Below are 25,163 nucleotides of genomic sequence, written 5' to 3' on the forward strand. Positions count from 1 at the left end.
GGGATGACACATGAAAGTCCGACTGGGATTCGTGGCGAACTCCCTCTCTTTATGGGATGCAAGCCCGGCAAAAACCATGACATACAAGCGATACACAGAGTTACCTAAAGCCGAGCGAATAGACCGCCTGAAGGAAGTGACGAGATTAAACCTGGAGCATACGAAACGCATCCTGTATCTATGTGCCGCTCACGAAATCAAGGTGTACAGATTATCCAGCTCCCTCGTTCCCCTTGCCACCCATCCTGAGGTGGAATGGGATTTCCATTCCCCTTTTCGGCACGAATGGAAAGAACTTGGCGATCTAATCAAAACATTCGGAATCAGGGCGAGCTTTCACCCGAACCAGTTCACCTTATTCACGAGTCCCAAGCAGCATGTGACGGACAATGCCGTGAAGGATATGGTGTATCACTACCGGATGCTTGAATATATGGGGATCGAGAAGGATGCCGTCATCAATATCCATATCGGTGGGAGCTACGGGGATAAGGAAGAAACCCTGGTCCGTTTTCATGAAAACCTGAAGGATCTCCCTCCGGATGTTAAAGACATCATGACCCTTGAGAATGACGACAAGACCTATACCGTCGAGGAAACGCTCACCGCTTGTCGAAAAGAGAATATCCCAATGGTCCTGGACATTCATCACCATGAGGCAAATCCGGGTGAGAAACCTCTAGACGGGTATCTTGAAGATATTTTTTCCACTTGGGACAGAAGAGATTTAGTGCCGAAAATACATATTTCTTCCCCAAAATCCGATAAAGCTTTTCGCTCCCATGCCGACCTCGTCGATCCGGGATTTGTGGAAGGTTTCTTCAAAACCCTGAAAACGTTGGATCAGGATGTGGATTTTATGATTGAAGCCAAACATAAAGATCTTGCCATGCTGAAGCTGATTGAAGATTTGTCCTCTATTCGAAGGGTGAAAAGGATCGATGGCGGGACCCTTGAATGGTAAAGAAGAAAAGATGGACACTCCGGTGTTCATCTTTTTTATGTACATATTATTTAAATACAGACTCAATCCAGGGCTGGATCGCCATGAAGGCTTTGAACCCAAGATAGATACCCACGATTCCTGCAATTCCTGCCAGTGCCGGCGGGGCAGGTATCGGTAACTTAAATAAAGCAAAGATAAATCCGACTAAAAATCCGGTTACGATAGCCAATACGACCGTTTTCATACCCTTCTCCTCCTTCATCCATCTCTCATTATTATACGTTAAAGCGGCCGAAATATAAGAAAAAGGTCCATCCTGATGAGGGACGGACCTTTGGTATGCTCCTATTTACATTTTTTCTGGAGCTGCTACACCGATCAAGGCAAGAGCGTTTTGTAACGTGACACGTACCACTTTCACTAAAGCCAGACGTGCTGTCGTCAATTCACGATTTTCTTCATCAAGGACCTTATTGGCATTGTAGAAGCTGTGGAAAGCAGAAGCCAGGTCGTTGATATAATTCGCTACACGGTGAGGCGTGCGTTTCTCAGCCGCATCCGCGATCATTTGCGGGAATTCACCCAGCTTTTTCAGTAAGTCCACTTCTTTTTCCGTACCGATCAGCTTTAGGTCGATCTTGTCTTCAGAAGCCAGCCCCTGTTCTTCAGCCTGACGAAGGATACTGCAAATACGCGCGTGGGCATATTGAGCATAGTAGACAGGGTTTTCGTTGGACTGTGATACGGCTAAGTCCAGGTCGAAGTCCATATGTGTATCGGCACTTCTCATGGCGAAGAAATAGCGGACTGCATCAAGGCCGACCTCTTCGACAAGCTCACGTAACGTGACGGCTTTTCCTGTACGCTTACTCATCTTCATCTTTTCCCCATCTTTATAAAGGTGAACGAGTTGGATGACTTCCACTTCCAGTTTGTCACGGTCAAAGCCGAGTGCTTCGATGGCCGCTTTCATGCGGGGGATGTAGCCGTGATGATCCGCTCCCCAAATGTTGATGAGCACATCATGCCCACGCTCGAATTTGTCCTGATGGTAGGAAATATCCGGAGTCAGGTATGTGTACGTGCCGTCGTTCTTGATAAGGACACGGTTTTTGTCATCGCCAAGTTCAGTCGAGCGGAACCATGTCGCGCCGTCCTCTTCGTATACGTGACCGTTGTCTCTCAGCGTCTTCAATGCCGCATCGATTTTCCCATTTTCATAAAGGGATGTCTCAGAGTACCACACGTTGAATGGTACGCGGAACATTTCTAGGTCCTTTTGAAGCTTGGCCATTTCAATTTTCAGGCCGTACTCACGGAAAAACTTGTAGCGTTCTTCATCGCTTACTTCTGCATATTTCGAGCCGTATTCTTCAGCCAGTTTCTTTCCGATTTCGATGATGTCCTGACCGTGATATCCGTCTTCAGGCATCGCCTTGTCTTGTCCAAGGGCCTGGAAATAACGTGCTTCAACGGAGATTGCAAGGTTATGGATCTGGTTTCCGGCGTCGTTGATGTAGTATTCACGGGTTACTTTATAGCCCGCTTTTTCAAGGACGTTACATAGGGAATCGCCGACGGCCGCTCCACGGGCATGGCCAAGATGGAGGTCGCCTGTAGGGTTGGCAGAAACGAACTCGACGTTGACTCTTTCGCCATTCCCCGCATCTGATTGACCATATTCCTGATCTTGATCGAGAATCAACGGAATCAAGTCTGTTAAGTATTCGTTGTTCATATAGAAATTAATGAATCCAGGTCCTGCGATCTCCATTTTTTCAATGGACGCTTTGGACTGGTCGAAGTTAGCGACGATGTCGTCTGCGATCATGCGCGGCGCTTTTTTTGCGACTCTTGCAAGCTGCATGGCCATATTCGTTGAATAATCCCCGTGTGACTTTTCTTTCGGGATCTCAAGGATGACATCCGGGATTTGATCCTCTGTTGCAAGTCCCGCTTTCAGGACCGCTGCTTTGATTTCGGATTTCAGGTTTTCTTGTACTTTTTCGACGATATTCATATCCCTATGCTTCCTCCTTATAGTGAATGGACATAACATAATCCCCAACCGGGCTGTCCTGCATCTTTAACTCGTATGAAAGGTTGAAGTTCCCTTCAAGCACCGAGTCACTCTGTGTATGTGAAAGTGTTTTGGTTTTCGTTGTCAATAAGAGGGTACCGAGCTGGCTCTCGTAAGAACCGTTCTGTTCCTCGAGTTCGTTGAAGGCCATTCTCATTTTGACTGCTCCGCTGCGTAGAATGAGGGCCTGTCGATCTGTGACTTTGACGATCGTATGAGTGGTCCCTTCCTCTTGTACTTCATCGTACTTTAGAAAAAAGGCATCTCCTTTTTCATAGTATCGACCAAATGATACCAATTCAAAAGAGTCACTTTCCTCTCCTATTGTGATTTTGGTTTTCAAGTGAACTTTGACAGGTGTAGAATCCGCTTTTGCCGTCAAACCACTCACATCCTTTTCTTTTTAGGGTCCGATCAAGTGATGGGTCCGTCCCTCAAATGGACGTCCCTTCCTTCTAACTAATTAAGTATAAGAAGTATTGTGGGAAATTGCAATGGAACACGGTGAGTTTTCATTTATTGGAGGTATGTAAGCGGATTATCGGCAGAAGAAAAGCCTCTTCTGACGATGAGAAGAGGCTTTGATGGTTTATTTTACCCAGCCAAGAAGCATTTCACGGATCAGCTTGCTTGCCGTATTCGCTGTCTGCTCGGATGGATCATAGATTGGCGCCACTTCCACAAGATCCGCTCCCACGACGTTCACGTCAGAGTGAGCGATGGCATGGATGGATGCGAGTAATTCCTTGGATGTGATTCCGCCGCAGTCCACGGTTCCGGTGCCAGGAGCGTGGGCAGGGTCTAAGACGTCAATATCGATCGTCACATACACAGGACGTCCTGCAAGCTGTGGAAGGATTTCCTTCAATGGCTCGAGCACTTCGAATTTGGAAATGTGCATGCCATTTTCCTTCGCCCATTGGAATTCTTCCTTCATACCGGAACGGATCCCGAATGAATAGACGTTCTTCGGTCCGATATGCTCGGCGATCTTGCGGATCGGAGTCGAGTGGGATAGCGGCTCCCCTTCATACTCTTCACGAAGATCAGTGTGAGCGTCCATATGGATGATGGCAAGATCCGGGTATTTCTTCGCGATGGCTTTCATCACCGGCCATGAGACCAGATGCTCTCCACCCATTCCGAATGGGATCTTCCCGTCACCAAGGAGCCCGTCGATATAGTCTTCAATCATATCGATGCTTCGCTGCGGGTTACCAAATGGTAGCGGGATATCACCGGCATCATAGTATTTCACTTCTTCAAGTTCCCGGTCAAGATACGCACTATACTCTTCCAGACCGATCGACACCTCGCGGATACGGGCAGGGCCGAAACGGGAACCCGGACGATAACTCACCGTCCAATCCATCGGCATCCCATAAAGGACCACCTGGCTGTCCTCATAAGAAGGATGGCTCTTAATAAACACATTACCTGAATAAGCCTCATCAAAACGCATATTCTTCAACCTCTCTTTTAGAGAGGGACGGACCTTGGTTTTGGTCCGTCCCTCCTTGATATTATAGGATTTCACCTTGAAATTTGAGGTCCGTCCCTCACATTTATTTGGTCAGGTCTTTTACGAATTTCGGAAGGGCGAATGCTGCGTTGTGCAGTTCCGGTGTGTAGTATTTGGTTTCGATGTCGTGGAAACGCTCTTCCGGTACTCCGATTGGGTCGTGCTTTTTGGAACCGATGGTGAATGCCCACAGTCCGCTTGGGTACGTTGGGATGTTCGCTGTGTACAGGCGGGTGATCGGGAAGATTTCCTTTACGTCGCTCTGTACCTGGCGGATAAGGTCTGCTTTGAACCATGGGTTATCACATTGAGCAACGAAGATTCCGTCTTCTTTCAATGCTTTCGAGATCCCTGCGTAGAATCCTTTTGTGAACAGGTTAACAGCTGGTCCTACAGGCTCAGTGGAATCAACCATGATCACGTCATATTCGTTCTCACTCTTCGCGATGTGCATGAAGCCGTCGTCGACTTGTACGTCCACGCGCTCATTCTCTAACTCTCCCGCAATCTCCGGAAGATATTTCTTGGAGTACTCGATCACTTTTCCATCGATTTCAACAAGAACCGCTTTTTTCACGCTTGGGTGCTTTAACACTTCACGGATGACGCCGCCGTCTCCGCCACCTACAACCAATACTGTCTCTGGATTCGGGTGCGTGAATAATGGAACATGAGCAACCATTTCATGATAAACGAACTCATCCTTCTGACTCGTCATGACCATGCCGTCAAGGAACAGCATATTGCCCCATTCTTCTGTTTCTGCCATTTCAAGATATTGAAAATCCGTTTGCTCTGTATGTAAAGTCTTCTTGATTTTCATCGTGATCCCGAAGTTTTCTGTTTGTTTCTCTGTGTACCAAAGTCCACTCATTGTTTCAACTTCCCTTCTTGTTTTAATGGTTTATTGCTGTTTCTGTCAAAATCATATACCACTAGTTTGATCCTTCACACGTTCATCTTTAGGACAAAGTGAAGCGAAACCCTGACATAACGGGCTTAACTCCTATTTATAAAAACATCCGCATCGGACGTCATTTTTATCCTTCCCTATCATGATAAATACAAACATGAGGAAAAGTATAGTGGAATCTAGCAAAATTTCAAGTGAAATTTTTTCTAAACCTTTGACGTTTAAAATCTCGTAAAACTTTTCATACTGATACTACACAGTAATCAGTATAAACGAGATGACCAATATAAAAAATCCAAGGTCCGTCCCTCTTAAACTGCGGGCCTGTGCAGGGAAAGTAGGGAGAGGTATGGAAGTGATGGCTCGAATGGAGAAGACAAAGAAATATGCGAGATTTGCAGTGGTCGGGGCTCTCGCGGGCTTGGTCCTCTTTTTGGTAGGGATCATGGGGGTTTTGATTTATGCCAAGGTTCAGGGACCGCCACCCCTTGCTGTCCCCCAATCCACTTTGATCTACGGTGAGGATGGTTCGGTCATAGGAGAAACGAATACCGGCGAGAAGCGCTACTGGGTGGGTCTGAAGGAAATTTCCCCAGCCCTCATTGAAGCGACGATCTCCATTGAAGACAAAAGCTTCTACCAACATTACGGGTTTGACCTGAAGCGAATGGCAGGGGCAGCCCTTGCCGACGTCAAAGCGATGTCAAAGGTGCAGGGGGCAAGCACCATTTCACAGCAGTACGCTCGCAATCTATTTCTTTCTCATGATAAAACATGGAAGAGAAAGATCTCAGAGGCCCTCTACACGATCAGGATCGAAATGAACTACTCCAAGAAGGACATTCTAGAAGGCTATCTAAATACCATCTACTACGGCCACGGCGCATACGGTGTCCAGGCAGCGAGTCAATATTACTTCGGCAAGGATGCCAATCAATTGACCGTCGCAGAAGCCGCCATGCTCGCCGGAATACCGAAAGCACCATCCTACTATTCGCCTGTCACCCATATGGAAAATAGCAAGAAGCGACAGGAGCTCATTCTTCAGTCCATGACCGATGACGGTTTTATCACAAAAGAGCAAGAGGCTGTTTCCAAGGCGGCACCCATCCGCATCACAGGGGAGCACGCCCATCAAAAGGCGGAAACCGCCCCCTATTTTCAAGATGTGGTGAAAAGCATCCTCCGCTCTGACTTGGGAATTGAGGAACGTACCATCGAGATGGGTGGCTTGAAAGTCTATACGACACTCAACCCCGATCATCAAAAGGTGGCCGAGAAAGTCGTGAAGGAACAGATCCCCGATGAATCGGAAATCCAATTGGGGTTTGTGTCCATGAATCCGAAAAATGGTTATGTCACAGCTTTAGTCGGGGGACGGGATTATGAAGAAAGTCCGTTTAACCGTGCCGTGCAGGCAATCCGCCAGCCGGGGTCAACGATCAAACCGCTACTCTACTACTCTGCTTTAAAACAGGGGTTTACGCCATCTACGACGATGAAGAGCGAAATGACGTCCTTCACATTCGATGATGGAAAAAAATACACCCCTCATAATTACAACAACAAATATGCAGATGGAGATATCACCCTGGCCCAGGCCATCGCTCTATCTGATAACGTGTACGCCGTGAAGACCCATCTCTTCATCGGTCAGGACACCTTGACGAAAACGGCAAGAGAGAAGTTCGGATTGACGACAAAGGTGAAAAAATACCCTTCCTCGGCACTCGGTACATCAGGGGCACGGGTCATCGATATGGTCAACGCCTACAGCATCTTTGCCAACGGCGGGTATAAAGTGAAGCCTGTTTTCATTACAAAAGTGGAAGACTGGTCGGGTAAGGTCATCTATGAAAGCGAATCGAAAAAAGAGCAGGTGCTCGACCCGGATCTCACATACGTCATGACCCATATGCTCACCGGGATATTCGACCCTAAGCTCAATGATTACTCAACGGTAACGGGGATCCAGATCAAGAGAGACGCGACCCGTCCCTACGCAGGGAAATCCGGGACGACCAACACAGACAACTGGATGATCGGCTACTCCCCTCAATTAACGGCAGGAGTGTGGACCGGATACGACAAAGGAAAAGAGGTCTCCCTGGTCGATGATAAATACTTTGCCAAGAAAATCTGGGTCCACTTCATGGAAGAAGCCCTGAAGGACGAACCCGTCAAAAACTTCAAACCGACCAAGGGCGTCGTAGGCGTGGCCGTAAATCCCCATAACGGACTGCTCGCCACGGAAGACTGCCCCGTGCAGCGCTTCACCTACTTTGTAAAAGGTACCGAACCGACCGAATACTGCCATGAACACTTAGGTGAAAAAGAAGCACCGAAAGAAAAGGCACCAGAAAAAGGGAAGAAGCCTTGGTATGAGAAAGTGAAGGATTGGATCTTTTAGTTTTTATTGTTATATAGCTGGAAAAGGGGTTTTCGAGATGTCCAGCTCCGGCGGCTAGAGGCTCGAGGTCATAAGTCAAGCCAACCAAAAGGCAAAGGGCGCCTTTCCGGTTGGCTCGCCTTATGCTTGTCGCCTCTGAACGAGCCGCCTCCGCTTTTCGGTACAACAAAAAACCCCGGGTTTGTGCGAACCCGGGGTTTTTCATGTCCTAGTTTATGTGCAAACTGTGATTTAAGTGTACTTTTTTTCTCTCCATAGAGCAAGATGTGAACGACATATTCAAAGAACTGTCACAGTTTGTTCACAAATCGATTTATTTTATTTTGAGGGCTTCCTTTAATTCATCCTTTGAGCGTTCCCACATGCCTTCATCATGATTCTTCAAAAAGTCAGTGAGGATGCCTTTGGATTTGTCGTCCAGTTGGTCAAGGACGACCTTCCGCTTGATGGATTTATCCATATTGTTCACATGTTCCGGCATGGACTTGTAGCCCCTGCGCTTTTCGCGGTTCACGACGAGCTCACATGCCGTCACCCCTGCATAGTACGGTCCGTCTTCCATCCGGTCGATAGTCACCCAGATGAGCCAGTACGGCTTACCGCCTGCCGAGTCCTCACGGTTATTCGTGAATTTGATCCCTTTTTCGATCGGGCTCCTTGCGTGCATGGCTCCGATTTCAATCGTCGCTTCCCCTTCTTCGACATCAATCATGACAGGCGAAACATTATCAAGGCTCAATGATCCTACCCCGTAACCGCCATGACCGTCAGTGGGGTCACTTTTGATGATATTGAATCCAATGTTTTTTTTCTTTTCCATGAAACGTCACTCCCTAGCTAAAGATTGAAAAAATCGTTGTGAATATCGCACTGAATGCCTGATTGGTCGCCGTCATGCCACCCTGTAGTAACGGCCAGATCGTATATTCGTCCAGAGGCGTGATGACAATGATTAAAAACAGCAGAACGCCATATTGCTCATACTGGGATAATTTTGCCCTGACATGATTCGGTGACAGCTCCTCGATGATCCGGTACCCGTCCAGTGGAGGGAACGGCAGTATGTTGAAGACAAACAGCAATACGTTCAAGTAAACGATCATCTGCAGAAGGTCGATGATGAACGGTGGAACCCCGACGCCACCCGTCACCCCTACAAAAAAGTAAAAGATCCCGAATGCAATAAAGGCAAGCAGGAAGTTACTCAATGGGCCGGCAACGGATACCAGCACACCTGCCAAACGTGGATTCTTAAAACGGGATCTCATGACAGGCACGGGCCGCGCCCAGCCAAATCCCACAATTAATATTAAAAGGGTCCCAAACGGGTCCAGATGTTGAATCGGATTCAATGTGAGTCTTCCTTGATCCTTCGCCGTCGTATCCCCGAACTTGTATGCCACATAGGCGTGGGCGAACTCATGAACCGTAAAGGCCATGACGAGGGCGATCACGACAAACGGAAGCTCTTCCAACCGAAAGACGGAAATCGACTCAAAAAGTGAGCTAATGGTATCCAAAGTATGTACTCCTTTAAAAAATGTTTTACTTTCTTATTCCATAGTATACAGAAAAATTCCTGCATTCATGACATATCATATCAAACTTGCTCTCTCATCCCCCAGCCATTACATTTATAGAGTAAGAGCCTACCACAGATTGTACCAAATCCGAAAGCAAGGAGCGAATCATTATGCCTTATATCACCGTAAAAATGCTCGAAGGCCGTTCAGAAGAGCAAAAGCGTGCCCTCGTCGAAAAAGTGACCGAAGCCGTCAGCGAAACCACCGGTGCCCCTGAAGAAAAAATCGTCGTCTTCATTGAAGAAATGACGAAAGGCCACTATGCCGTCGGCGGCAAAAGACTCAGTGACCAATAAAAGCAAGTCATAAGACAAGCCCGCTGCGAAGGCATTCCTTTCAGCGGGCTTGTCTTATGATTCCGACTTTTTTCAAATCCGGAATTCCACACGGGCAACATTTGCATCTGACGAATACGATATACCATACACTCGACGGAAAGGGTGAAATGAATGGACATGACGATTGGCGATGTGTTCTTACAATTGTTCATGATGGCTTTTCCACTAGCCATTGTCGTTGTCGCTTTTATGGTGGCGAAAGGTCTTAGAAACAGAAGGATCCAGCAGCGGAAGCAAGACAAACAGGTTGAAGAAAAGCTTGATCAAATCATCGAAAAAATGAATCAATCACCTAAATCATAGCGATGTAAAAGGGGATCACTCACAAGAGTGATCCCCCTTCCAATCCTATAAGAACGTTCTCTACTGAACGATTTTTTTCGATTTTAGTCCATCAATGTAAGCGAAGGCTTCGTCGATTTCTTCTTCGGTATATTTCTGCTTGCTCTTGAGTGTATGCACTTTTTCCACGACTTCTTCTTTTGAAAGGTTGTCAAAATATAAGACGGTCGAAACAAGCTCCAAAAAGCGTGCTGATTGAACGTTCATATCCGTAAGGCAATCCTTCAAGTGAGGCATATCCTTTTCATAGATCTCCAGGAAGTCCTCCCCTTCCTTCGTGACCGTATAGCGGTATTGATAGTAGCCGCCCTTTTTCTCTTTCACCTCGGAGATGAACCCCATATTGCATAGCTCCTCCACCCGAAGCGTCAATTCTTCCGAATACGGACCATAAAAATGAAATTGAAATTTTTCCTGAAACGGGAATTCAAGCTTCTTGGCGATGAATATCATCTTTTGAAGCTTCTTCCTACCCACCACTTCACCCGAGGCTAAGAAGGCACTCATCAGTTTGGCATGATCTTTCAACAATGTACGTCATCTCCTACTCCTAGTATTGCATGTGTCGTTTACAGCTCCAAAATCTTCCGTATCTGTCTCTTAATATTCTTCTTTGTTGATTCGTCATATAGTAAATCCACTGGATAGTATAATTTATGGTCGGTCCGGCGCTTTCCGGAAATGGAATCCACGATGTCCGACTGCCTGGATAATTCGCGCAGCTCCTCATTTTTCATTAACAGGTGAATCGGCAGCCGTTCCTCTTCCTCGCCCGGCCTGTAGAAATCGTATGGAAGGTCTGAAGATGAGTCCACCACCAAGTAATAATCGGGATCGATTCCCGCCTTTTTAAAGAGGGCTTCAAGCTCACTGTGCTTCTTATATTCCTTCGCAGGGTCAAACTCCACGTACTTGAATAAATTCCGGTTCATGAACCGCTCGCACAGGTCCCGCAAAATCGGGTCTTCTTCTTCCTGCCAGATCTGAAAATAGTACATGATGACTGCTTCATCGAGCTTAAGATAATCCTCAAGGGCCACTTCCCCCTCAAACAGGGAATAAAAATGGATCGGGCTTTGCTTAAAGGAATAGAACTCTTCATGAAGCTCCTTCGCCCTATGTAAAATCTTCGTCAGGATCACTTCGGCACTTCTCGTCACCGGATGGAAATACACCTGCCAGTACATCTGATAGCGGCTCATGATGTAATCTTCGACGGCATGCATCCCGCTCTGCTTGATGACAACCTGATCTTCTCGGGGCCTCATCACACGGAGGATCCGCTCCATGTCGAAATGCCCGTAGCTCACCCCTGTAAAATAGGCGTCACGCTGCAAATAATCCATGCGATCGGCATCAATCTGGCTTGAAATGAGGCTGACGACCAGCTTATTGCTGTACGTCTTCGCTATCACTTCTGCCACATGCTTCGGAAAATCCGGTGCCACTTTACCGAGAACCGCGTTCACCTCGGTATCGCCTAAGATGATGGCTTGGGTAAAATGCTCATGATCGAGGTGAAACACCTTTTCAAAGGAATGGGAAAACGGTCCGTGCCCAAGATCATGCAGTAACGCAGCGCACAATGACAGTAATCGCTCATCCTGGTTCCACTCCGGTCTTCCAACGAAGACATCATCGACGATGCGGCGGATGATCTCATACACGCCAAGAGAATGATTGAACCGACTGTGTTCCGCTCCGTGAAAGGTCAAGTAGGTGGTTCCGAGCTGTCTGATTCTGCGGAGTCGCTGGAACTCTTTTGTCCCAATCAAATCCCAGATCACGCGATCCCTTACATGAACATAGCGATGAACAGGGTCTTTAAATACTTTTTCTTCATGTAATTTCTGCTTGGCATACTCCATCTTCTACCCTCTTCCTAAACTAGCATATTTCTATTATAGCGACTTGCTCCATCGCATTCATCTCGAATTTTGTCGAAAAAAATAGGTATTTGTCCTTTGATTGTTCCACCGCAAGCGTTCCAAATCCTTCAAAAAAATTTGGACGCTTGACAAAAAATCTCTCCTATTATTTCTCTACCCCTTATGTAGTTTCCTTTTCCAAAGAGGCGCAAACCTTTATTTATTTTTATCAGTAGAAAAGAAAAAACTCCCTCAGGAGGAAGTTTCCCTTTATTTCTTTATTTTCTTGATCACTTTTTCCATCAATTCTTCTTCAGTCAACGCCGCTACAGGACGATTATTCACAAAAGCGAATGTCTTTTTGCGTCCTGGACCACAATAGGATTGGCACGCAATATCAATCGGTGCGTCCGGATCAATATCCTTTAATTTTGGAATCAAGGTCTTTAAGTTAACGGCCTGACAATCATCGCAAACACGGAATTCGTTTGCCATCTGTCAACAACCCTTTCTATCTATTGAAATGGATTTTATACGTCGTAAACATCGATTTATAGAATACAGTTTTCAGTCATGTTTTGCAAGTGAACATCGTTTCCATTCCGCAAGCGTTCATCACTGATACAACGAAACTAGCAGACAGAAAATAATTTTAACATATTCGTATAAAAACCTGATAAATGGTCCATCCTTTTATCAACGAATACTTTAAGAAAACTTTGGGAGTTGAGATGAAAATGATGATGAAAACAAGACAGGATGCCTGGACGGAAGAAAATGATCTATTATTGGCCGAAACGGTCTTACGCCATGTGCGTGAAGGCAGTACACAACTGAATGCCTTCGAGGAAGTCGGGGACAAACTGAACCGCACTTCCGCCGCATGTGGATTCCGCTGGAACGCCGTTGTGCGCCACCAATACGAGAAAGCTCTTTCACTAGCAAAAAAACAACGCAAACAGCGCCACCGCATCCTCGGGAAAGACCAGGGCGGCAAGAAAAAGCTATTATACCAGCCACCGACACCTTCATTCGAAGATTTAGACGCTATGTCTCTATCAATGTCTGAAGCGGAAGAAGAAATGGAATTTGCCGAGTATGAGAACTACGTACCGGAAACGGAGCAACTGGGGAAAGAAACCGAAGAAGCAGCACAGGACTTTAAAGTGGAAGCAAGTGAAGAACAAGCTTACGTGGCGCAACAGGCACCTGCTGCCAACCACGTGGTAAAGCCTTCGGGACTAAAAGGGGAAGTCACACTTGAAAAGGTAATCGCGTACCTCCAGAACCTGGCCCAAACCAATATGAACTCCGATTATGTAAAAATTGAGAATCAGAGATTGAAGCAGGAGATTTCCGACCTCAGAAGAGAAAACGCGGAGCTTGAAAAGAAAGTCAAAGCCCTTGAAAACAACTCCGTCACGATGCAGGAAGACTACGAAACACTCATGCAAATCATGAACCGGGCCAGAAAGCTTGTCGTATTCGATGAAGACGAATCGAAAGCACCCCGTTTCAAGATGGATCGAAACGGAAATCTCGAAAAAGTAGCTGAATGATCGTATTCCCAACCAGTGCGCCTGTGGGCGTGCTGGTTTTTTGCGTGGGGTTTGTGATATTCAAAAGAATCTCTTTCCACAAAACGTAAAGGGTGTCCAGTTTGGTTCCAAACTAGTTACTTAAAACCTATTTTAGCTAAAAATGCGACGATTAAGAGTGGAAGTTCAGTCCAAGACAGGGGATATCCCCTCGATTGCGTCATTTCACCATTTATTGCGTCGAAATCGGGGATGATTGCGTCATTTTTATTTTTATTGCGTCGAAATCAGCCTTGATTGCGTCAATATTTTATTTAATGCGTCTTTTTCCAATTCCATACAAAAAAAGCCGGACCCTATTCCATATAGAAATCCGACTCTCTTCCTTATCCCAACACCTTCTCATTCCGATCTACGACCCGCTGATAATACATCTCGTACATCCCATACTCTTCCCCCTGGAGGGCGCTGCTGTAAAATTCGCCGCTGAATCCTTTCACCGACTGCAGGAAGCGGAGCATCACATCCTGAATCGATAATTCGACTCCTAAGAGCTCCGATAAAGAAGCCATCACATTAGGGTCAATCGTCGGGAACGTAAACTTCGACGTTCCACCCTTCAGTCCGGTCTCATAAAAACGCTGGATCAGTCCAGCTCGCTCAGAACCGCTTCCACTGACGCAAAGATACACCTGAACGGCTACCCCGTTCCGGATCCTACGCTGGGAGATCCCTGCGAACTTCTGATCATTTATGCTGAGATCATAACTGCCGGGACAATACGATTGTGTGATCTCCTTCGCTTCAATTTCCACTTCAAACTCCTTGAACATATCCTTAACCAGCAGCCACATAGCGTCGTAGCCACGGTTAATGTCGATGCCTTTTTCAGAATCCGGGAAAACCAATGAGAGATTCAATACCCCTTCATCCAACACGACCGCAAGGCCCCCGGAATTTCGTACAATATATCGGTAGCCTTCCTCTTCCAGCACCTCTAAGGCGTCCGAAAGAAACGGCAGCTTTGTATCTTGAATACCTAATACAACCGTTTGATGATGGACCCATGAGCGAGCCGTCGGATCAGACTGACCTGCTCCGATCGCGGTGCACAATGTATCATCCATGGCAAACGACTGCAGGGCTCCGAACATCGGTCCCAAACTTGATTGATCAATCACTCTCCATCGATCTTGACGAAGCAGTGCATATGCTTTTTCCTTATCCATAACGCTTCTCCTTCACTTACAACATGCGAGCTCATTATATCACATAATGATGGGGTTTCTAAAAAGGGGTTGGACAATCTTTATCGAATTGTCTGTTAAAACTTGAGGTTCGTTTGACAGGTGAATTCCCCTCAATTTTTGCCTGTCAAAAAAATGGCGTTATTTAACAGGCGACCATCGCAAAAAAACCGAACCCCCTAAAGGATCCGGCTTCCCGATACATCTATCTCCTTACAGCGCCTGAGCTGCCGTAATCAATGCAAGCTTATACACATCTTCTTCGTTACAGCCACGGGAAAGGTCGTTCACAGGGGCGTTCAGTCCTTGAAGGATCGGGCCTACTGCTTCGAAGTTCCCTAAACGTTGAGCGATTTTGTACCCGATGTTTCCTGCTTCAAGACTTGGGAATACGAATACGTTGGCATTCCCTTGGATGTCGGCACCCGGTGCTTTCTTTGCCGCTACGGATGGAACGAAGGCAGCGTCGAATTGGAATTCACCGTCGACAGTCAGTTCCGGTGCTTTTTCTTTAGCAAGAGATACGGCTTCTACCACTTTTTCCGTTTCAGGGGATTTAGCCGATCCTTTTGTCGAGAAGCTCAGCATCGCAACGCGTGGATCGATGTCGAACATATCAGCTGTCTTCGCACTTTCAATGGCGATTTCAGCCAGATCCTGGCTGTCAGGTGTGATATTGATCGCACAGTCAGCGAATACATACTTCTCGTCTTCACGTACCATGATGAAGACACCGGATGTCTTACGGACACCTTCTTTTGTTTTGATGATTTGCAGGGCCGGGCGAACCGTATCAGCCGTTGAGTGGGCTGCGCCGCTTACAAGTCCGTGAGCCTGGCCGGTGTAAACCAGCATCGTACCGAAGTAGTTACCGTCCAAGAGGATCTTCTTCGCATCTTCTTCAGTCGCTTTCCCTTTACGACGTTCCACGAATGCTTTCACAAGCTCGTCCATGCCAGCAAATGATGCCGGGTCGACGACGTCACAGCCGTCAAGCTTCACACCAAGCTGATCCGCTTTGGCGTTCACTTCATCCACGTTTCCGACTACGATCGGTGTCAGGATGCCGTCAGCAGAGAGACGAGATGCTGCTGTCAGAATGCGTTCGTCCGTCCCCTCAGGGAAAACGATCTTTAACTCTTTGCCTTTTACTTTATCCGTTAATGTTGTAAATAAGTTGCTCAATAGAGGAACCTCCTTGATTTATACATATCCAATCTTAGAATACTCTTCTCATTGAGGAATTCAAGGAAAAGGAGAAATGATATCGGTTTCAACTTAAAAGTCTTTGTTTTCTAATAATTTTTACCCAATCCGGGAGTATCCTAAGCCTGTATGACAATCTACGAGGATAGTGTGTTCCAGAAATCCACCGTCTATCCGCTATTTGTGCCATTTTAGCGACATTGGGTTTTGTATTCTTACTCAAGGGTGAAACTATGATATAGTAAAGTTGGAAAAAGTACTTTAAGGAGTGATTACGTTGGCAGAACCGGCACAAACATTAGATGGTTGGTATTCCCTGCATGATTTTCGCGCAATGGACTGGACTTCATGGAAGATGCTTCCGAGTGAAGAAAGAGTCTCGGCGATTTCAGAATTCCACCGTTTCTTAGATCGATTGAACAGCACTCAGGATGCAAAAGAAGGAAGTCACGCCCTTTACACGATCGTTGGGCAGAAAGCGGACTTCATGCTGATGATCCTTCGTCCGACAATGGAAGAATTAAATGAGTTGGAAAATGAATTCAACAAGCTGAAAATCGCTGAGTTCACCATCCCGACATTCTCATATGTTTCTGTAGTGGAACTTGGTAACTACATGCCTTCAGAAGGCGACCCTTACGAGAATCCATACGTACAGGAACGCATTTACCCGATCCTTCCGAAAGCGAAGCATGTCTGCTTCTATCCGATGGACAAGCGTCGCCAGGGGAATGATAACTGGTACATGCTGCCGATGGAAGAGCGTCGTGACATGATGAGAAGCCATGGTATGATCGGCCGCCAATACGCAGGCAAAGTAAAACAGATCATTACGGGTTCTGTCGGTTTCGATGATTACGAATGGGGTGTCACACTGTTCGCCGATGATGTGCTTCAGTTCAAAAAGCTTGTATACGAAATGCGTTTTGACGAAGTAAGCGCCCGCTTCGGTGAATTCGGTGCCTTCTACGTAGGAAACCTATTAAAAGAAGAAGCTATCTCAAAATTCCTTCACGTCAACTAAATACACAACAAACGACAAGTCCCTGGGGCTTGTCGTTTTTTTATGAGGTCAGTCAATAAAACAAATGAATAAATATTTCTCCCCCCACATAGACATGAAATAGTGAGACATAGCATCTCCTAAAGTGAGGTGGGAAGATGGCTGTTATTCCTTATAACGAGAAGGAAGTAAAGCTCCTGGCTCGATTGATGAGGGCTGAGGCCGAGGGTGAAGGACAACAAGGAATGCTGATGGTAGGGAACGTCGGGGTGAACCGGGTCCGATCCGATTGCCTTGACTTCAAGAAACTAGCGAATCTTCAGGACATGGTGTTTCAAAGCCCTGGTGGATTCGAGGCCACCCAGAAAAGCTATTTTTATCAACGGGCCCGGCAGAAAGAGATCGATTTGGCGCGGAAGACCATTAAAGGCGGCAGATATCACCCTGCATCTTACTCCCTTTGGTTCTTTAAGCCCGCCGGGAATTGCCCTGCCGAGTGGTATAACCAGTCCAATGCGGGACGATTCAAATCCCACTGTTTCTATCAACCCACTCAAGGTGATTGTCCGAAAGTATATTAATCTTACTTAAAGGAGGTATTCGGTTTGGCGAACCAACAATCAAACCCGTATCAAGGGTATAATCAGTCTGCTTATAATCCTTATGGTCAGTATTACGGTGGTGGGCAAGGTCAGGGACAATACTATCCCCAGCAGCAAGGTCAAGGTGGTGGAGGGTTTCAAATTCCTTCCCCTACGAATGCCCCGGCGCCTTCTCAAAATGTTCCGGGAATGCTTCCGATTGAAGAGTCGTATATCGAGAATATTCTCAGGTTGAATAAAGGAAAAGTCGCGACGGTTTATACGACATTTGAAAACAATAAGGAATGGAATGCGAAGGTGTTCAAGGGGATCATTGAAGCCGCCGGCCGGGATCACCTTATCCTGAGCGACCCGCAAACCGGCACACGGTACCTCATCCCGATGATTTATCTTGATTACATCACATTTGATGAAGAAATCGAGTATGAATATCCATACGGTGCGGGAGGCTCCATGCAAAGCTATTCCCAACGCTAAAAAAATACCCTGTCAGGAAATCGCTTCCTGACAGGGTATCTTTTTTGTTTATAACGTTTTCGCTGCGAATACGATCAGGAGTACCCAGGCGACGAGGAAGCTGACGCCTCCAAGCGGGGTGATCGCCCCAAGGATCTTCACTCCTGAGATGCTCAGTACATAAAGGCTTCCAGAGAAAAGAATTGTCCCAATCAGCATCAGCCAGCCTGAACAGGAAAGCAGCGATGTCGGCGTGACATTCCCCATCAGCACTCCAACGATGATGATCCCGATCGCATGGAACATTTGATAAAGGACCCCTGTATTCCACGTATCGATGTACTTCTGCGAAATCTTCCCTTCCAATGCGTGGGCACCGAAAGCTCCAAGTGCCACGGATAAAAAGGCGTTGATGGCACCGATAATGATAAATGTTTTCATGTTGATCCTCCTAGGTTAAAAGTCAAATAAAGAATTGCCATTTGCTCCGTCATCCGTTTCGAGAGGCTCTTCCTTCTGAATGGAAACGGGCTTCTGAACCGGCTGTGATTCCTGGAAATACGGCATGGTTTGCTGAGGTTGGGAAAACGTGCTGTGAGCGGATGCCCCGTTGTTCTCCTCCAGCAATACTTCACATAGTGCTTTTATTGAATAAACATGCTCACGGATCTGCTGGGATTTTTCAGCAGACTTCGCTTTACCGAGTTCATGTTCGATTTTCTTGATTAATGATTGATGTGGGATATTCACAATGATTGACTCCTTCCACAAGGTCTACAGTATGTACGTCTTTATCCTAATTCTTATTGAAGGATTTCGCAAATATCATCTTTGTTTTGCCTTGAATTTCATGCATGGACTCCCGGAGGATTGAAAAACCACAAGGGAAGGCATCGCCTTTGTTTTAAATCCGTAGCCCTTACATCCCCGTGGATGGGCCTGCTCCCACGTGGTATAAAAATACTGACATTGAAAACAGTTGATCCTTTCTTCCTTTTTCAAAAAGCTTCCTCCCTCACTGTTTCACGTGAAACATTGCTACTCTATACACCAGTCGATCGCATCCATTCCCTGTTCACGAAGATATCTATTCGTTTTTGAATACGGTCTGCTTCCAAAGAAACCCCGGTGGGCCGATAACGGGCTTGGATGGGGAGCCGTGACGATGTAGTGCCTGGATGAATCAATCAACGACTGCTTTGCCTGAGCAGGCTTCCCCCATAGCAAAAACACCACCGGCTTCTCCCGTTCATTCAATAAGGAAATGACTCGATCAGTGAATCGTTCCCACCCCTTCCCTCGATGGGAGTGAGCTTTGCCGTCCCCGACGGTCAGCACTGTATTTAAAAGGAGGACACCCTGTTCAGCCCACTTCACCAATGAGCCATGTTCGGGAATCGGACATCCCACGTCATCGTGAAGCTCTTTGTACATATTTCGCAGGGAGGGAGGGATTTTCACCCCTTTTTTCACAGAAAAGCTAAGACCTTCCGCCTGATTTGCTCCGTGATACGGATCCTGCCCCAATAAGACAACTTTTACGTCCTTATAGGCTGTATAGTGAAAAGCGTTGAAAATATCGTGCATGGGTGGATGAGTGAGGTTCGTTTGATACTCGCCTTTCAGCCATTCCCGTAAATCTCGGTAGTACTCCTTCTGAAGTTCATCTTCCAGAACGCGTGCCCAATCATTTTGAAAAATCGCCGACACTTGAAGACACCCTTTCTAGTTTTGAAATTCAATCGCCACATCGTATCCTAATTGCTCAAAGAAACCCTTCAATGACTTTTCAGCATTTTTTTCAGCAGCTGAAAGAATCCCCTGTTCGATCGCTTCCTGACTGATTTGATCCTTCGCCACTTCCGCAAGGGCAAACCCTTCATTCCAATCCACATCATTCCGGAAGATCCCTTCTACTGAGAAAGTTTTGATATTGTCCGTATCAATCGACGGCTCCTGAAGGATTTCAGCACGGGGCAGTGTTAATTGAATTTCTTTCTTCTCTTCATCTACTACTATATCCTTCTCATCAATTCCTTGTAAATCGACCCCTGCAAGAACAGTCCCGGGCACCACCATCAGAAGCTTCCGTTTCGTACCTGGGAGGTCCACATTGATTTCTTTCCCGAATAATTGATTATCTTCCTGCTCGATCACAGCTTTCACAAATCCTTGAGCCGTAGCCAGTGAACTCATCTCTTGAATCCGTTCTACAAATGAACCCTTTTCTTCTGTAAAAGTAGAGCCTGATAACAAGTAATAGCCCCCTATCGCTGCTCCTCCCAACACTAGCAAGAACACCAATAGAAAGAGTACGACTTTCCTTTTCCAAAAAGTCAGGAGTGTGTTGGTCCATCCCCGACGCCTGCTGCTTCTATCTTCAATGGCCAAAGAGGCACCGGTTTGTCTTTCAGTCGCCTTCAAATCCGCCAGAATCGCTTCCATTTCTTGTATTTTCTTGTATTGACTTGTCAAATCCTTCACCTTCCTCTCTTCTATTATAGGAAATAATGTAGAATCTTGGAAACAATTATTCTACTTCTATATTTTGGAAAGTTTGAAGTTGATCCTACCGGGAAAAGAAGGGACAAGACATAAAAACACGGAGGTAATGATCATGTACAAGGTTCAAACAGTTGAAAATGCAGTAGAAGCTAAAAAGGAAATTGACATGTTCACCAGTGAAGGCTATACGAAAGATGATATTTACGTATTCGCTCATGACAAGCATCGCTCTAAGCACATCACCGAGGCAACAAATACGGAATCAACCGGTATAAAGGAGCAGGGAATTCTGGAATCCATGGGGAATATGTTCAACAGCCGCGGAGATGAACTGCGTTCGAAAATGAAGTCCGTAGGGATGAATCAGGCAGAAGCCGATGCCTATGAGGAAGAACTTGATAAAGGCAAGCTTGTCATCGTGGCTTCCAAGGAAGCAACGAATAATAATGCGAAACCTTTCTAAGTTTGCCTAACTACCGTAAAGACGTCGATGGATTTTCATCCGGCGTCTTTTTTGTCGTCATCCATAGTCAAAAGGATTTGTATTTAACCGTCCGATATTATATTCTTTAGTCAGACTTTTACAATGATACGAAATCACAGGAGGAATGCAGCCATGAAAAAAACACTCACGATCGCCGGATCCGACACAAGCGGAGGCGCGGGGATCCAAGCCGACCTTAAAACATTCCAGGAGCACGGCGTATATGGTATGACAGCTCTCACGACCGTAGTGACCATGGACCCGAACAATCACTGGCACCACAACGTCCATCCATTGTCCATCGATACACTTGAAGCACAATTGGAAACGGTACTGTCTGTCGGAGTGGATGCCATGAAGACAGGTATGCTTGGCACCGTTGAAATCATCGAGCTTGCAGCAAAAAAAATCGATGCATTCGGATTAAATAAAGTGGTCATTGACCCCGTCATGGTATGTAAAGGCGAGGATGAAGTCCTTCACCCTGAAACCACTGACGCCATGAGGGAACATCTCTTGCAGCGTGCGACCGTTGTAACGCCTAACCTGTTTGAAGCTGGTCAGCTTGCTCAAACGGGTCCGATCAAAACGATTGATGAAATGAAAGAAGCAGCCAAGAAGATTCACGACCTGGGAGCGAAAAACGTTGTCATCAAAGGCGGAAAGCAATTAAAGCACGATAAAGCACTTGATCTATTCTTTGACGGAAACGAATTCACCCTGCTTGAAGAAGAAAAAGTGGACACGACGTATAACCACGGGGCTGGATGCACGTTCGCAGCAGCCATCACCGCAAACCTTGCCAATGGACAAGACGTGAAGGAAGCCGTCACAAACGCCAAATCCTTCGTCACAGCCGCCATCAAACACGGCTTCAAACTGAACGAATATGTGGGACCCGTCATGCACGGAGCTTACAACCGCTTCAATAAATAGTTCTTTCCCGGCCAAGTGCCAGGCACAAATCAACTCTTTCGTGCCTGGCACTTTTTTTGAAGGACGGACCTCTCCACTCGCGCATCTCCTGCCTCCTCAATCATACTTTTCGCATTCATTCATGAATTTTAGTAAGATAGTACATAATGGTTAAGAGTCTTTTCTGTATTTAAGGAGGAAAAAGAATGGAACCAATCAAGATTGCCGATGTGCAGGGAATCATCACCCAGCTTGCCCGTCAGGACGTTTATATACATTTAGAAACCACCAATGGAGCCTACGCTTCACACTTCAATGAAGGCTTCTTCTCCGCGGGAGCCTATATACGCAACGCGAAAGTGAACTATGAGCACGGAAAAATCATCGGGGACGGACCTTACCGTGTCGGCCTGAAAATCGAACTCGGTTGGATCTATGCCGAGGGCCTGACTCATTATGAATTCGATGAACAGGGACGCCTGCTGCTCGCTGGACATGGCGGGGACGGGAAACTCGCCGTTGCCCTTGAAATCAGTCCGACACCTTTCAATTAAACTACTTGAACTTTATATATAAAGGAGAGGTCAAAATGGAAAAAGAAAGACAGGTACTGGTCATCTTCCCTCACCCGGATGATGAAGCATTTGGTGTATCAGGGACCATTTCCACCCACGTGAACAATGGAACGCCCGTCACCTATGCATGCCTCACATTAGGGGAAATGGGAAGGAACTTAGGGAACCCGCCATTCGCGACCCGGGAATCCCTTCCTTTAATCCGGAAAAAAGAGCTGCAAAAAGCCGCCGATGTGATGGGGATACAGGACCTTCGCATGATGGGTTACCGTGATAAGACCCTTGAGTTTGAAAATGATGAAAAGCTTTCAAATATGGTGACGGAGCTGATCGAGGAATTAAATCCGTCCCTGATCATCACGTTCTACCCGGACTACTCCGTCCACCCGGATCATGAAGCAACGGCAAGAGCCGTCGTCCGTTCAGTCAGACGCCTTCCGAAAGCGTCAAGACCGAAGCTTCACTGCCTGGCATTCTCTAAGAATTGCGAAGAAGAATTGGGCAAACCCGATATCTTTGTTGATATCACACCGGTCAAAGACCAAAAAATCGGTGCCATGAAGGCCCACATCTCCCAAACGGCCTGGATGCTGAAGGATCTTGAAAAAGGGATCCAGCAGAATGACCCTGAATCATTAAAATGGGTCACCGTTGAACGATTCTGGAGCTACCAATGGGAAAATGATAACGTGAAATAATCTTTTGAAAAGAGTTTGGGCCAATGGCTCAAACTCTTTTTTATTGTCCTCTTCTATAAATAAATTTGGAGAATATATTTGTAATGAGTGATTACTCACTTTACAAAAGAACGTACATAGATTATATTATAAGTGAGTAATCACTCATTATTTTGAAAGGTGTGATGCATATGGATTCTATCCTCCAACTAAAGAATCTGTCAAAGTCATTCGGCTCTCAGGAGGTACTCAAAAATGTTTCCCTCGACATCCCAAAAGGGAAGATCTATGGTTTATTAGGCCCTTCCGGTTCTGGGAAAACGACGTTAATCAAGCTGATGATTGGTCTTGAAACGCCGTCATCCGGCAGTGTCAGCTATAAAGGAAACAAACTGAAAGCAAGAGACCTGTACCCGAACATCGGTTATATGGCTCAATCCGATGCACTGTACGATGAGCTGACGGCCAGAGAAAACCTCTCATTCATGGCCTCCCTGTATGGATTAAAGAAAAATGAACGAAAAGCGCAAATCGAAAAAGTGATGAACACCGTTGATCTTTTGGAACACCTGAACAAGCCGGTCCATCAGTATTCAGGCGGGATGAAACGAAGACTCTCCCTCGCCATCGCCCTCCTTCATGACCCTGAAGTCCTTTTTCTTGATGAACCGACCGTCGGGATCGATCCCGTCCTTCGAAAAGAAATCTGGGACAGCTTTCACCGCCTGAAAGAAGAAGGCAGGACGCTGATCATCACGACCCATGTCATGGATGAAGCCGAAAGATGCGATGTACTCGGTCTCCTTCAGCATGGGGAAATCATTTCAAGCGACACGCCTGCCGGGATTAAAGAAACGTACGGAGTCACTTCAATTGAAGATGTCTTTTTGAAAAATGGAGGTGTTTCCGTTGAGAATTAGAGGGTTTGTCATCCGTATCCTTCAGCAGCTACTCAGGGATAAACGCACATTGGCCTTGATGTTCCTGGCCCCACTCCTGATCCTCAGCATGCTGTCGCTTGTTTTTAACTCTAAGGAGTATGACGCAAAGGTCGCCATCGTGGATCTGCCTCAACAGCTGGAGGCGAAGGTTAATACAGAGGATTTTCAAGACTATCCAAGTCCCGATAAAGCATTGAAGGACATTAAAAGTGGTGAACTGGATGGCTATATTTCATTTGAAGATCCCACTTCTCCATCGATCGTCATCGAAGGAAGCGATCCCACTGTCAATGGGGCCGTCATGAAAAAGATCCAGACCTTGTTCCCATCTCCTTCACAAAACCTGACCGATGAAGTGAAGTATGTGCACGGGAGTAAGGATATGGAGATGTTTGACTCCTTTGGGCCCGTCCTCCTTGGATTTTTCGTCTTCTTCTTCGTCTTTTTAATAAGTGGAGTCTCCTTTTTAAGAGAGAGAACGACGGGGACACTTGAGCGGTTGCTTGCTTCTCCCATTAAAATCTGGGAAATGGTCGTCAGTTACGTCATCGGCTTCGGGATCGTGACGCTCCTTCAGGCATCCTTGATTTCGTGGTACTCGATTTATATCCTGGACATGATGATGAAAGGGAGTTTTTTCAACGTATTGATCATCATCGTCTCGCTATCGTTCACCGCTCTTACTCTCGGAATATTGCTGTCCGCTTTTGCTAAAAATGAATTACAGATGATGCAGTTCATTCCGATCGTCGTGGTTCCTCAGATTTTCTTCTCGGGATTATTCAATTTAGATACCATTTCCGAGTGGCTGAGCTGGATCGGGCCCATCACCCCGCTTTATTATGCAGCTGATGCATTAAGGGACGTCATGATCCGCGGCTATTCATTCGGGGACCTGCTCTTCGATCTATCCGTGCTGATCGGTTTTTCTCTACTCTTTATCGTCCTTAATGTTGCAGCCCTCCGAAAATACCGTAAAATATAGGGTAGGAATGAACGACAAGTTAGGGGT

Annotated in this window: 30 protein-coding genes; 14 read left to right on the top strand and 16 right to left on the bottom strand. The window is 46.4% G+C overall.

The window, feature by feature from the left end; all coding sequences use genetic code 11:
* Positions 1-10: 10 nt before the first annotated feature.
* The gene (gene uvsE / locus P8596_RS23055; RefSeq protein ID WP_279725351.1) at positions 11-964 is read left to right on the top strand and encodes a UV DNA damage repair endonuclease UvsE; all 954 of its coding nucleotides are present in this window, start codon (positions 11-13) and stop codon (positions 962-964) included.
* A 46-nt stretch (positions 965-1,010) separates the two neighbouring features.
* Here uvsE and P8596_RS23060 read toward each other — a convergent pair whose 3' ends face one another.
* The 5 genes from P8596_RS23060 to speE all read right to left on the bottom strand — a co-directional run bounded on the left by P8596_RS23060 (position 1,011) and on the right by speE (position 5,422).
* Positions 1,011-1,190 (bottom strand): XapX domain-containing protein, encoded by a 180-nt coding sequence (locus P8596_RS23060; RefSeq protein ID WP_032086963.1) that lies wholly within the window; start codon positions 1,188-1,190, stop codon positions 1,011-1,013.
* 105 nt (positions 1,191-1,295) lie between these two features.
* Positions 1,296-2,966, bottom strand: a complete 1,671-nt coding sequence (gene argS / locus P8596_RS23065; RefSeq protein ID WP_224522524.1) for an arginine--tRNA ligase — start codon at positions 2,964-2,966, stop codon at positions 1,296-1,298.
* A gap of 4 nt (positions 2,967-2,970) precedes the next feature.
* Positions 2,971-3,408: a YwiB family protein gene (locus P8596_RS23070; RefSeq protein ID WP_224522523.1), complete on the bottom strand. Its 438-nt coding sequence runs from the start codon at positions 3,406-3,408 to the stop codon at positions 2,971-2,973.
* A 207-nt stretch (positions 3,409-3,615) separates the two neighbouring features.
* Positions 3,616-4,488: an agmatinase gene (speB, locus tag P8596_RS23075; RefSeq protein ID WP_034765069.1), complete on the bottom strand. Its 873-nt coding sequence runs from the start codon at positions 4,486-4,488 to the stop codon at positions 3,616-3,618.
* A 103-nt stretch (positions 4,489-4,591) separates the two neighbouring features.
* Positions 4,592-5,422, bottom strand: coding sequence for a spermidine synthase (gene speE, locus P8596_RS23080; protein WP_279725352.1), 831 nt, complete (start codon positions 5,420-5,422; stop codon positions 4,592-4,594).
* 388 nt (positions 5,423-5,810) lie between these two features.
* Between speE and P8596_RS23085 the strand changes: the two genes are divergently transcribed.
* The gene (locus tag P8596_RS23085) at positions 5,811-7,871 is read left to right on the top strand and encodes a transglycosylase domain-containing protein (RefSeq protein WP_279725353.1); all 2,061 of its coding nucleotides are present in this window, start codon (positions 5,811-5,813) and stop codon (positions 7,869-7,871) included.
* Positions 7,872-8,184: 313 nt separating this feature from the next.
* Here P8596_RS23085 and P8596_RS23090 read toward each other — a convergent pair whose 3' ends face one another.
* Both P8596_RS23090 and P8596_RS23095 read right to left on the bottom strand, forming a co-directional pair.
* Complete coding sequence (locus P8596_RS23090; protein ID WP_279725354.1) at positions 8,185-8,691, bottom strand: YwhD family protein; 507 nt, start codon at positions 8,689-8,691, stop codon at positions 8,185-8,187.
* A gap of 13 nt (positions 8,692-8,704) precedes the next feature.
* Complete coding sequence (locus P8596_RS23095) at positions 8,705-9,391, bottom strand: site-2 protease family protein (RefSeq protein ID WP_347815200.1); 687 nt, start codon at positions 9,389-9,391, stop codon at positions 8,705-8,707.
* Positions 9,392-9,564: 173 nt separating this feature from the next.
* Here P8596_RS23095 and P8596_RS23100 point away from each other — a divergent pair, with 173 nt between their 5' ends.
* Positions 9,565-9,750, top strand: a complete 186-nt coding sequence (locus P8596_RS23100) for a 2-hydroxymuconate tautomerase (RefSeq protein ID WP_034765056.1) — start codon at positions 9,565-9,567, stop codon at positions 9,748-9,750.
* A 153-nt stretch (positions 9,751-9,903) separates the two neighbouring features.
* Entirely contained in the window at positions 9,904-10,095 is a 192-nt protein-coding gene (locus P8596_RS23105) for a hypothetical protein (protein WP_279725356.1), read from the top strand.
* Between the two features lie 60 nt (positions 10,096-10,155).
* On the opposite strand, the gene P8596_RS23110 is transcribed toward P8596_RS23105, so the two are convergent.
* From P8596_RS23110 to P8596_RS23120, 3 genes are all read right to left on the bottom strand, one after another.
* Complete coding sequence (locus P8596_RS23110; RefSeq protein ID WP_224522519.1) at positions 10,156-10,665, bottom strand: YwgA family protein; 510 nt, start codon at positions 10,663-10,665, stop codon at positions 10,156-10,158.
* Between the two features lie 38 nt (positions 10,666-10,703).
* The gene (locus P8596_RS23115) at positions 10,704-12,002 is read right to left on the bottom strand and encodes an HD domain-containing protein (protein ID WP_061810857.1); all 1,299 of its coding nucleotides are present in this window, start codon (positions 12,000-12,002) and stop codon (positions 10,704-10,706) included.
* Between the two features lie 270 nt (positions 12,003-12,272).
* On the bottom strand, positions 12,273-12,497 hold the full coding sequence (locus P8596_RS23120; protein ID WP_060674304.1) for a YuzB family protein: 225 nt from the start codon (positions 12,495-12,497) through the stop codon (positions 12,273-12,275).
* A gap of 248 nt (positions 12,498-12,745) precedes the next feature.
* On the opposite strand from P8596_RS23120, the gene P8596_RS23125 reads away from it, so the two are divergent.
* Positions 12,746-13,561 carry an RsfA family transcriptional regulator gene (locus P8596_RS23125; protein ID WP_279727054.1) on the top strand — a complete coding sequence of 272 codons (816 nt, stop codon included), beginning with the start codon at positions 12,746-12,748 and terminating at the stop codon, positions 13,559-13,561.
* 365 nt (positions 13,562-13,926) lie between these two features.
* Here P8596_RS23125 and lipL read toward each other — a convergent pair whose 3' ends face one another.
* The gene (lipL, locus tag P8596_RS23130; protein WP_279725358.1) at positions 13,927-14,769 is read right to left on the bottom strand and encodes an octanoyl-[GcvH]:protein N-octanoyltransferase; all 843 of its coding nucleotides are present in this window, start codon (positions 14,767-14,769) and stop codon (positions 13,927-13,929) included.
* A 231-nt stretch (positions 14,770-15,000) separates the two neighbouring features.
* Positions 15,001-15,972 carry a phosphate acetyltransferase gene (gene pta, locus P8596_RS23135; protein WP_279725360.1) on the bottom strand — a complete coding sequence of 324 codons (972 nt, stop codon included), beginning with the start codon at positions 15,970-15,972 and terminating at the stop codon, positions 15,001-15,003.
* A 298-nt stretch (positions 15,973-16,270) separates the two neighbouring features.
* Here pta and hemQ point away from each other — a divergent pair, with 298 nt between their 5' ends.
* The 3 genes from hemQ to gerQ all read left to right on the top strand — a co-directional run bounded on the left by hemQ (position 16,271) and on the right by gerQ (position 18,075).
* Positions 16,271-17,017: a hydrogen peroxide-dependent heme synthase gene (gene hemQ, locus P8596_RS23140; RefSeq protein ID WP_279725361.1), complete on the top strand. Its 747-nt coding sequence runs from the start codon at positions 16,271-16,273 to the stop codon at positions 17,015-17,017.
* A 137-nt stretch (positions 17,018-17,154) separates the two neighbouring features.
* A complete protein-coding gene (locus P8596_RS23145; RefSeq protein ID WP_034765031.1) occupies positions 17,155-17,577 on the top strand; it encodes a cell wall hydrolase in 423 nt (140 codons plus the stop codon).
* 24 nt (positions 17,578-17,601) lie between these two features.
* Entirely contained in the window at positions 17,602-18,075 is a 474-nt protein-coding gene (gene gerQ, locus P8596_RS23150; protein WP_279725363.1) for a spore coat protein GerQ, read from the top strand.
* A gap of 48 nt (positions 18,076-18,123) precedes the next feature.
* Here gerQ and P8596_RS23155 read toward each other — a convergent pair whose 3' ends face one another.
* The 4 genes from P8596_RS23155 to P8596_RS23175 all read right to left on the bottom strand — a co-directional run bounded on the left by P8596_RS23155 (position 18,124) and on the right by P8596_RS23175 (position 20,538).
* The gene (locus P8596_RS23155; protein WP_279725364.1) at positions 18,124-18,495 is read right to left on the bottom strand and encodes a DUF423 domain-containing protein; all 372 of its coding nucleotides are present in this window, start codon (positions 18,493-18,495) and stop codon (positions 18,124-18,126) included.
* A 15-nt stretch (positions 18,496-18,510) separates the two neighbouring features.
* Positions 18,511-18,804, bottom strand: a complete 294-nt coding sequence (locus P8596_RS23160; protein WP_279725366.1) for a YwdI family protein — start codon at positions 18,802-18,804, stop codon at positions 18,511-18,513.
* A gap of 288 nt (positions 18,805-19,092) precedes the next feature.
* Entirely contained in the window at positions 19,093-19,764 is a 672-nt protein-coding gene (locus P8596_RS23170) for a uracil-DNA glycosylase (protein ID WP_279725367.1), read from the bottom strand.
* 15 nt (positions 19,765-19,779) lie between these two features.
* Positions 19,780-20,538 (bottom strand): DUF4230 domain-containing protein, encoded by a 759-nt coding sequence (locus P8596_RS23175; RefSeq protein WP_279725368.1) that lies wholly within the window; start codon positions 20,536-20,538, stop codon positions 19,780-19,782.
* 133 nt (positions 20,539-20,671) lie between these two features.
* On the opposite strand from P8596_RS23175, the gene P8596_RS23180 reads away from it, so the two are divergent.
* The 6 genes from P8596_RS23180 (at position 20,672) to P8596_RS23205 (ending at position 25,136) form a co-directional block, all read left to right on the top strand.
* Positions 20,672-21,022 (top strand): YflT domain-containing protein, encoded by a 351-nt coding sequence (locus P8596_RS23180; protein WP_224522512.1) that lies wholly within the window; start codon positions 20,672-20,674, stop codon positions 21,020-21,022.
* Between the two features lie 153 nt (positions 21,023-21,175).
* Entirely contained in the window at positions 21,176-21,979 is an 804-nt protein-coding gene (gene pdxK / locus P8596_RS23185) for a pyridoxine/pyridoxal/pyridoxamine kinase (protein ID WP_061811430.1), read from the top strand.
* Positions 21,980-22,164: 185 nt separating this feature from the next.
* The gene (locus P8596_RS23190; RefSeq protein WP_034765008.1) at positions 22,165-22,512 is read left to right on the top strand and encodes a YojF family protein; all 348 of its coding nucleotides are present in this window, start codon (positions 22,165-22,167) and stop codon (positions 22,510-22,512) included.
* Positions 22,513-22,547: 35 nt separating this feature from the next.
* A complete protein-coding gene (gene bshB2, locus P8596_RS23195) occupies positions 22,548-23,231 on the top strand; it encodes a bacillithiol biosynthesis deacetylase BshB2 (RefSeq protein WP_279725369.1) in 684 nt (227 codons plus the stop codon).
* Positions 23,232-23,401: 170 nt separating this feature from the next.
* A complete protein-coding gene (locus tag P8596_RS23200; RefSeq protein ID WP_254652652.1) occupies positions 23,402-24,130 on the top strand; it encodes an ABC transporter ATP-binding protein in 729 nt (242 codons plus the stop codon).
* Positions 24,120-25,136 (top strand): ABC transporter permease, encoded by a 1,017-nt coding sequence (locus tag P8596_RS23205; protein ID WP_279725371.1) that lies wholly within the window; start codon positions 24,120-24,122, stop codon positions 25,134-25,136. The genes P8596_RS23200 and P8596_RS23205 overlap by 11 nt, the downstream gene beginning before the upstream one ends.
* The last annotated feature ends 27 nt before the right edge of the window (positions 25,137-25,163 follow it).

Origin of the sequence: Rossellomorea sp. DA94 (assembly GCF_029834455.1) — a bacterium.
Classification (GTDB): domain Bacteria; phylum Bacillota; class Bacilli; order Bacillales; family Bacillaceae_B; genus Rossellomorea; species Rossellomorea vietnamensis.